The organism is Cyclobacterium qasimii M12-11B (assembly GCF_000427295.1).
In the GTDB taxonomy this organism is placed as follows: domain Bacteria; phylum Bacteroidota; class Bacteroidia; order Cytophagales; family Cyclobacteriaceae; genus Cyclobacterium; species Cyclobacterium qasimii.
The window spans coordinates 104,968-110,967 of record NZ_ATNM01000139.1 but is presented as its reverse complement, the minus strand read 5'-3'; the positions used below and the strand labels follow the sequence as shown (position 1 = coordinate 110,967).

Annotated in this window: 7 protein-coding genes; 6 read left to right on the top strand and 1 reads right to left on the bottom strand. The window is 38.1% G+C overall.

Annotated elements, in window-relative coordinates; translation table 11 throughout:
• The first annotated feature begins 521 nt into the window (after positions 1-521).
• From ADICYQ_RS17735 to ADICYQ_RS17725, 4 genes are all read left to right on the top strand, one after another.
• Positions 522-701, top strand: a complete 180-nt coding sequence (locus ADICYQ_RS17735) for a hypothetical protein (protein WP_020891182.1) — start codon at positions 522-524, stop codon at positions 699-701.
• Positions 686-784: a hypothetical protein gene (locus ADICYQ_RS30395; protein ID WP_081652387.1), complete on the top strand. Its 99-nt coding sequence runs from the start codon at positions 686-688 to the stop codon at positions 782-784. The genes ADICYQ_RS17735 and ADICYQ_RS30395 overlap by 16 nt, the downstream gene beginning before the upstream one ends.
• 145 nt (positions 785-929) lie before the next feature.
• Entirely contained in the window at positions 930-2,222 is a 1,293-nt protein-coding gene (locus ADICYQ_RS17730; protein WP_040416955.1) for an aminopeptidase P family protein, read from the top strand.
• A 36-nt stretch (positions 2,223-2,258) separates the two neighbouring features.
• On the top strand, positions 2,259-2,711 hold the full coding sequence (locus ADICYQ_RS17725) for a hypothetical protein (RefSeq protein ID WP_020891180.1): 453 nt from the start codon (positions 2,259-2,261) through the stop codon (positions 2,709-2,711).
• A gap of 76 nt (positions 2,712-2,787) precedes the next feature.
• Here ADICYQ_RS17725 and ADICYQ_RS17720 read toward each other — a convergent pair whose 3' ends face one another.
• The gene (locus tag ADICYQ_RS17720; RefSeq protein WP_020891179.1) at positions 2,788-3,633 is read right to left on the bottom strand and encodes a mechanosensitive ion channel family protein; all 846 of its coding nucleotides are present in this window, start codon (positions 3,631-3,633) and stop codon (positions 2,788-2,790) included.
• A gap of 527 nt (positions 3,634-4,160) precedes the next feature.
• Here ADICYQ_RS17720 and ADICYQ_RS17715 point away from each other — a divergent pair.
• Positions 4,161-5,660 carry an ATP-binding protein gene (locus tag ADICYQ_RS17715; protein WP_020891178.1) on the top strand — a complete coding sequence of 500 codons (1,500 nt, stop codon included), beginning with the start codon at positions 4,161-4,163 and terminating at the stop codon, positions 5,658-5,660.
• Between the two features lie 76 nt (positions 5,661-5,736).
• Positions 5,737-5,997 (top strand): hypothetical protein, encoded by a 261-nt coding sequence (locus ADICYQ_RS17710; RefSeq protein ID WP_020891177.1) that lies wholly within the window; start codon positions 5,737-5,739, stop codon positions 5,995-5,997.
• Positions 5,998-6,000 lie beyond the last annotated feature (3 nt).

Here is a 6,000-nt window from a genome sequence, read left to right as displayed (position 1 = left end):
GAACTTCAAATTGAATCGATAAACATAATGAGCAGTAAATCAATGGTTTAGTCAGGGTAGGACGCTGGCATCAATATGATTTTGTCAGCATTGTTGCAGAAACAAAAGCAACAATACCGCCAAAATCAGGATTATATACACTTCATTTTCCACGGGCTTTACCCGTGGCTATTATAGTTTCAGCCTTTCAGGCTTCTTTGAATCACTTTATTATTCAAGATTTTTTTGCAGGATTAGGGTATGGATTGCTGATTCCCGTGATGTCGATTGAGTAACCGGACCCTGAGCGGAGTCGCAGGGGTAGGTATAATGGATACGTTAACCTAAGGCTTCGGCTCCGCTCAGCCACCGGTAGAGTAGAGGCCGTTTAAAATTCAAGAATTGGAATCCTTTAAAAAAACTTCAACCTACTCCCCTTCAAAGTATACCAGAGCCAAAAAATTCCAAAATATTGCATAAAATCCCAAGGGTTTGGCATGATTATTAAACTATAATAGTTTGAAAATTTAAACCATTGACCCATGAAAAAGCGAAACAAAGAGTATTTACAATCAGCGGTAATTACCGGAGGAACAATCCTTGGTGCCTATTTGGTGCGAAAAGGTTTGGAAGAATTGTATGAGAAAAAACAGGAAAAGAAGCTCCCAAAAATCCCTATCCGGAAAAAAATTCCCTTAAAGAGGCATTGCTTTGGACAGTAGCTACTGGTTTGGTGGCAAGTGTAACCAAAGTTTTGCTTCGCTATACTTTTACTGCTGGTACCGAAAAGGCAATAGAAATTTAAATTTGCTAACTTAGACTCATCTGGGAATCGGTCAAGCCTTATTTGCTCTTAATTTTTAGCAAGAAGCGAAAAAATACCAATTCCCTTACCTAGTTAAATTTGCGATCAGGGTATATTTTTTACCTTTGTCAAAACCCAATGTTTTATGAGATACGAACCTGCAGAAGCATCACTATACATCAAAAATAGAGCTAAAGTTGCTGATAAATTACCTTCAAATTCTTTAGCGGTTGTCAATTCCAACGACATCATGCCCACCAATGCGGATGGAACCATGAAGTTTAGGCAAAACAATGACCTGTTGTACCTCTGCGGCATCGATCAGGAAGAGACAATTCTAGTGATTTGTCCGGACTTTCCGGATCCAGCACTTAGGGAAGTACTTTTTATCAAACCTACCAGTGAGCATATCGCCATTTGGGAAGGGCATAAATTTACCATGGAGGAGGCGGCAGCGCTTTCTGGGGTTAAAACCATAAAATGGTATACCGACTTCGATACGGTATTCAATACCTTGATGGGCTTGAGCAAACATGTGTTTTTAAACACCAATGAACACCTAAGGGCTGTGGTAGAAGTGGAAACCAGAGATGCGCGATTTATCAAAGAGTGCAAAGCAAAGTATCCGCTGCACCAATACCATCGCTTGGCACCCATGATGCATAAATTCAGGGCGGTAAAAGAACCGGAAGAGATCACACAACTTCAGAAAGCCTGTGACATTACGGATGCTGCTTTTCGCAGGGTCTTGAAATTTGTCAAGCCTGGCGTACTTGAATATGAAATTGAAGCAGAGTTTCTGCACGAATTTATAAAAAGTGGTAGTAGGGGTTTTGCCTATGAGCCTATCATTGGCTCAGGTAGAAATGCTTGCGTCCTGCATTACTTGGACAACAGCGTAGCCTGTAAGGATGGAGATTTGATCCTGATGGATGTAGGGGCTGAGTACGGCAACTACAATGCTGACATGACCAGAACCATACCGGTCAACGGTCGCTTTACCAAGCGGCAAAGGCAAATTTATGATGCTGTGTTGCGCGTTCAGCAGCAAGCCATGAACATGCTCAGACCTGGGATAGACATTCAAAGCTACCACAAAGAAATAGGCCTTGTTATGGAAGCCGAATTGATCAGCCTTGGCTTGATTGACAAAACAGATGTGCAAAATCAAGATCCTGCGAATCCGGCCTATAAAAAGTACTTTATGCATGGCACTTCTCATCATTTGGGACTCGACGTGCATGATGTAGGGACCATGTATGAACCGATTCATGCAGGCATGGTATTTACCGTGGAGCCGGGGATTTATGTGTTGGAAGAAGAGATTGGCATCAGGTTGGAAAACAACATTGTGATCAATGACAATGGCTACACAGATCTAATGGGAAATATCCCTATAGACCCTGAAGAAATAGAAACCCTTATGAATGAGAAATAATTTTTAACCAACACAGCATAGCTATATTTTTCATTGATGGACAGTACATTTAAAACAGGCTTGAAGAAGGCCGTTCTGGATTTGATTTCAGAAAAAAAGGCAGACTTTGAATCGCAATTACTGGCCTTACAGGAAGCCTCCAATGCCGACACCAAAAGCAGTATGGGAGACAAGTATGAAACGGGCAGAGAAAGCATCAACCAAAGCAGGGGTTTGGTGGAAAAGCAAAAGGTGCTGTTGGATCGAAATGAAAAGATGATTGAGCAAACATCTGTGGATCCATCCACTACCGTCACCACCGGAGCCTTGGTTAAAATCCCTCTTGGCTGGATATGGATTGCCGCTTCTATGGGTAAAATCACCTTCGAATACACTGATGTGCAAGTAGTGTCTGCTGATTCACCACTTGTTTTGGCGCTTAAAGGGAAAAAGGTAGGAGATAAAGTAGCCTTTAGAGGCAGTACGACGGAGATTCTGGAAGTGGTGTGACAGTATCGTATAAACCCTTGAAGGCTTTCAAAGCCTTCAAGGGTTATTAAATGAGGGTTATTATTAAATAGGGGTATTAATCCCCCCGTTTCTCGTTGGTTCTTATGTGCACATCCATTTGAGGGAAAGGGATTGAAATATTGTTTTCGATAAATTTCCGGTTAATGATTCTTCGGATATCACTTTTCATGCGGTCCGATCCAAAAATGGTACTGCTATAAAAAAGCACTTGAAAGTCCAGCGAGGAATTCCCGAAATTCACCAGTCTGGCTTCTACCAATTTTTCTGCATTTACTTCAGGATGTTCTTTGGCGCTTTCCTCCAGAATCTTAATGACAAACTCCACATCCGTTCCATAAGCTACTCCCACCTCAATCCTAAAGCGGTTTTGTTTTCTTTGGTGGCTCCAGTTGATGACCTTATTGGTAGTGATCAGTGAATTGGGGATAATTATGGAAATGTCATCCGTATTTAGTCCTTTGGAGGTGCGCAAGCCTATTTCCTGAATTTTTAAAATGCCCCCATCAATTTCCAGAATGTCTGCTACCCTGATCGAACGTTCGGAAAGTAAGATGATGCCAGAAACAATATCGTTGAAGGTCTGCTGCAAACCCAGACCTATGCCTACCAGTAAGGCGGCGGAACCAGCAATTAAGAGGGAGACCTTTATGCCAAGGGTTTCCAGTATTAAGCCAAAGGCGATTACCCAGACGATATAGGTCAAAATCTGGTACAGGGAATAAATATTTCCTTCGTTGAACTTACTGATCCTTTTTTTGCGGAAAATGGATTTTTTTATTCCCCACAAAATCAGCTTAGTCAAAACGATAATGATCAGCACCAGCACCAAAGTCCCAACCCTCAGGCTGTACTCCCCAATAGAAAGCAGCTCAAATCCTAAAAACTTATTCAACAAATCCATATGCGTTCTTCAATTGTAGTTAATGCCTCAGCGGTCTTTAAAGCACTCCCGTTAAGATAGGTGTAGGGTATTGAATATAAGTTAAAATAATGACTGATCCAATGGAGGTGGTTTTTGGATTTTTATAAGGATACGGAAAGCTCTAAAGCTATTTCGGATAAAGTATTTTTTTTCAACTTCAAAATACAATCATCTGACAACTCTGTCTTAAACCACTTATTTTTTAGTAATTGATCTGAATTACAAGTCATTTATTAATAAATTCTACCCTTTTACCATAGAATTATAGGTAGGGACCTAGTTTTCTTGTCCTAAAAGATTAATTTGTGGATTAATTAAGGAGGAGAGTTGGGTACATAGTCTGGATGTACGCAACTTCTTAGTTAAAATTCTATATATACAGATGTTGTGGAATTTTGTGAAATAAGAATTTACAAAGGATGTTTTTTGCTTAAAATCGTTTTTTTAATAAAATAAGATCATTTAATTGATTCTATTTTGTATTTTTATTCTAAAATAAGCTAAGAATGATAAGAGAAATCTCTAAAAACCAGGTATTAGACCGCATTCGTTTTGAAAACCCATGGTGGATTGAAGGTAAAATTGAAGCTGATTATGATGAAATGCCACGAAGATTATATTTTGAACTTTTTAAACCACTTGTAAAAGAGAGAGAGATTAGAAGAGCAGTGGTCTTGATGGGGCCCAGGAGGGTTGGCAAAACAGTTATGCTCTACCATATGGTTCAAGAATTAATTGATAATGGGGCGAATCCAAAAAAAATAATATTTATCACTATCGAGAACCCAATTTATAACAATATTTCTCTTGAACAACTATTCAATTATTCGAAAGAAGCATCAGGCTTGACAGATAAATCAGATTGGCATATAATATTTGATGAGATTCAATATTGTAGGGATTGGGAAGTACATTTAAAATCATTGGTAGATAGTTATAGAAAGGATAAATTTATTGTATCAGGATCTGCTGCTGCTGCATTAAAATTTGCAAGTAATGAAAGTGGCGCTGGTCGATTTACGGATTTCTTACTCCCTCCACTTACTTTTAATGAATACATATCTTTGAAAGGATTAGACAGGCTAATCAAGCCAATACAGTTAAAATGGAATGATAAACAAACAGAATTTTATTCGACAAGTCATCTAGATGAGCTCAATAGGCATTTTTTAGATTACATCAACTATGGAGGTTATCCTGAAGTTATACTTTCAGAGAAAATTCAAGCTAATCCGGGACGATATATTCGACAAGACATTGTAGATAAAGTGATACTTAGAGATTTACCAAGCCTGTATGGTATCAGTGACACAAGAGAATTGTATTCGTTGTTCACCACAATAGCTTACAATAGTGGGGGTGAATTTTCATTAGAGACGCTGAGTAAACAATCTCAAGTGCCTAAGAATACGTTAAAAAAGTATATTGAGTATTTGGAAGCCGCATTTCTTATAAAGCAAGTAAAACGAATTGATCAAAGTGGAAAAAGATTTAAACGAGATAATTTTTTTAAGATCTATCTTACAAATCCTTCTCTAAGAAGCGCATTATTTACCCCAATAACATCTACAGATGAAATGATTGGGAACATGGTAGAGACTGCTATTTTTGCGCAATGGATGCATAGGGATTGGTTTACCCCGTATTACGCGAGGTGGAGCAATGGTGAAGTAGATATGGTTGGACTTAGTGATAATACATTAAAGCCTATATGGGCACTTGAGATTAAATGGTCTGACAGGTATTTTAAAAAGCCAAAAGAATTAAAAAGTTTAATTAAATTCTGTCAAGAAAACAGTATTAAAACACCAATTGTAACTTCAATAAGTAAAGAGGGCGAAATAGAATATGCAGATGTTCTTTTTCAATTTTTACCATCATCTGCCTATGCTTATACTGTTGGGAAAAGAACACTTGATACAAAAATAAAAAATAAACACTTTACAAAAAAGCGCTATGAAATAAGGTTTTATTGCTTGGTAAAGAATAGATTACAAATAAATTGACTGACGATTGGCTGTTATGGGAGATTATGAAACTTCGAGAAAATTTCCGAAAATGTAGACAGAATTAAAGGCATTTATGGCAACAGTTGATAAAATAAGAAGTGGATTGATTGATAAAATCTTGGCTATTAAAAACAAGGATTTCTTATTGGCGCTTAACAAACTGGTTTCTTTAAACGCAACGGATGTGGAGGTTCTTGAACTTACAGAAGAGCAAAAACAAATGCTTAAACTGAGCGAAGAGGACATAAAAAATGGCCGCTTTATTTCACAAGAGGCCATGGATAAACGAAACCATTCATTTATAAAAAAGCAGATTTCAAAGATACACGAGTAGCCT

Coding starts and splice junctions, on each gene's coding strand:
- ADICYQ_RS17735 (WP_020891182.1), top strand. CDS start 522: ATGAAAAAGCGAAACAAAGAGTATTTACAATCAGCGGTAATTACCGGA.
- ADICYQ_RS17730 (WP_040416955.1), top strand. CDS start 930: ATGAGATACGAACCTGCAGAAGCATCACTATACATCAAAAATAGAGCT.
- ADICYQ_RS17725 (WP_020891180.1), top strand. CDS start 2,259: ATGGACAGTACATTTAAAACAGGCTTGAAGAAGGCCGTTCTGGATTTG.
- ADICYQ_RS17720 (WP_020891179.1), bottom strand. CDS start 3,633: ATGGATTTGTTGAATAAGTTTTTAGGATTTGAGCTGCTTTCTATTGGG.
- ADICYQ_RS17715 (WP_020891178.1), top strand. CDS start 4,161: ATGATAAGAGAAATCTCTAAAAACCAGGTATTAGACCGCATTCGTTTT.
- ADICYQ_RS17710 (WP_020891177.1), top strand. CDS start 5,737: ATGGCAACAGTTGATAAAATAAGAAGTGGATTGATTGATAAAATCTTG.